The organism is Streptococcus sp. HMSC064D12 (assembly GCF_001837205.1).
GTDB classification, from domain to species: Bacteria; Bacillota; Bacilli; order Lactobacillales; family Streptococcaceae; genus Streptococcus; species Streptococcus salivarius_D.
Map to the genome: position 1 here is coordinate 1 of NZ_KV831769.1, position 932 is coordinate 932.

Sequence of the window (932 nt, forward strand, 5' to 3'; positions counted from 1 at the left end):
AGAGGGTCAGCGGTTCGATCCCGTTAACTCCCATAGGTCCCGTGGTGTAGCGGTTATCACGTCGCCCTGTCACGGCGAAGATCGCGGGTTCGATTCCCGTCGGGACCGTCAAGTAGAAATATTTGAGACTCGTTAGCTCAGTTGGTAGAGCAATTGACTTTTAATCAATGGGTCACTGGTTCGAGCCCAGTACGGGTCATATATGCGGGTGTGGCGGAATTGGCAGACGCACCAGATTTAGGATCTGGCGCTTAACGGCGTGGGGGTTCAAGTCCCTTCACCCGCATTATAGAAAAGTTAGCCGGCTTAGCTCAGTTGGTAGAGCATCTGATTTGTAATCAGAGGGTCGCGTGTTCAAGTCATGTAGCCGGCATAAAATGCGAACGTAGTTCAGTGGTAGAACACCACCTTGCCAAGGTGGGGGTCGCGGGTTCGAATCCCGTCGTTCGCTTGAGGAGCCGGGGTGGCGGAACTGGCAGACGCACAGGACTTAAAATCCTGCGAAAGGAAACTTTCGTACCGGTTCGATCCCGGTCCTCGGCATAATATAATAATGAGCACCCTTAGCTCAACTGGATAGAGTACCTGACTACGAATCAGGCGGTTAGAGGTTCGACTCCTCTAGGGTGCATTTTATCGGGAAGTAGCTCAGCTTGGTAGAGCACTTGGTTTGGGACCAAGGGGTCGCAGGTTCGAATCCTGTCTTCCCGATTTATGGCGGTGTAGCTCAGCTGGCTAGAGCGTCCGGTTCATACCCGGGAGGTCGGGGGTTCGATCCCCTTCGCCGCTATATATATGGATTTCTTGGACCTTTAGCTCAACTGGTTAGAGCACTCGGCTCATAACCGAGCGGTCGTAGGTTCGAGTCCTACAAGGTCCATATATTAATTATAATATTTGGAGGATTACCCAAGTCCGGCTGAAGGGAACGG

Annotated in this window: 10 tRNA genes; all 10 read left to right on the forward strand. The window is 52.3% G+C overall.

Going from position 1 to position 932, the window contains the following annotated elements:
• Positions 1-35 precede the first annotated feature (35 nt).
• The 10 genes from HMPREF2697_RS09390 to HMPREF2697_RS09435 all read left to right on the forward strand — a co-directional run bounded on the left by HMPREF2697_RS09390 (position 36) and on the right by HMPREF2697_RS09435 (position 880).
• A tRNA-Asp gene (locus HMPREF2697_RS09390) sits at positions 36-108 on the forward strand.
• Positions 109-126: 18 nt separating this feature from the next.
• Positions 127-199: transfer RNA gene (locus tag HMPREF2697_RS09395), tRNA-Lys, on the forward strand.
• Between the two features lie 5 nt (positions 200-204).
• Positions 205-286: transfer RNA gene (locus HMPREF2697_RS09400), tRNA-Leu, on the forward strand.
• A gap of 14 nt (positions 287-300) precedes the next feature.
• A tRNA-Thr gene (locus HMPREF2697_RS09405) sits at positions 301-373 on the forward strand.
• Between the two features lie 6 nt (positions 374-379).
• Positions 380-451, forward strand: a tRNA-Gly gene (locus HMPREF2697_RS09410).
• Between the two features lie 6 nt (positions 452-457).
• A tRNA-Leu gene (locus HMPREF2697_RS09415) sits at positions 458-543 on the forward strand.
• A gap of 14 nt (positions 544-557) precedes the next feature.
• Positions 558-631, forward strand: a tRNA-Arg gene (locus tag HMPREF2697_RS09420).
• A 6-nt stretch (positions 632-637) separates the two neighbouring features.
• Positions 638-711: transfer RNA gene (locus HMPREF2697_RS09425), tRNA-Pro, on the forward strand.
• Between the two features lie 5 nt (positions 712-716).
• Positions 717-790: transfer RNA gene (locus tag HMPREF2697_RS09430), tRNA-Met, on the forward strand.
• 16 nt (positions 791-806) lie between these two features.
• Positions 807-880 (forward strand) — tRNA-Ile (locus HMPREF2697_RS09435).
• Positions 881-932 lie beyond the last annotated feature (52 nt).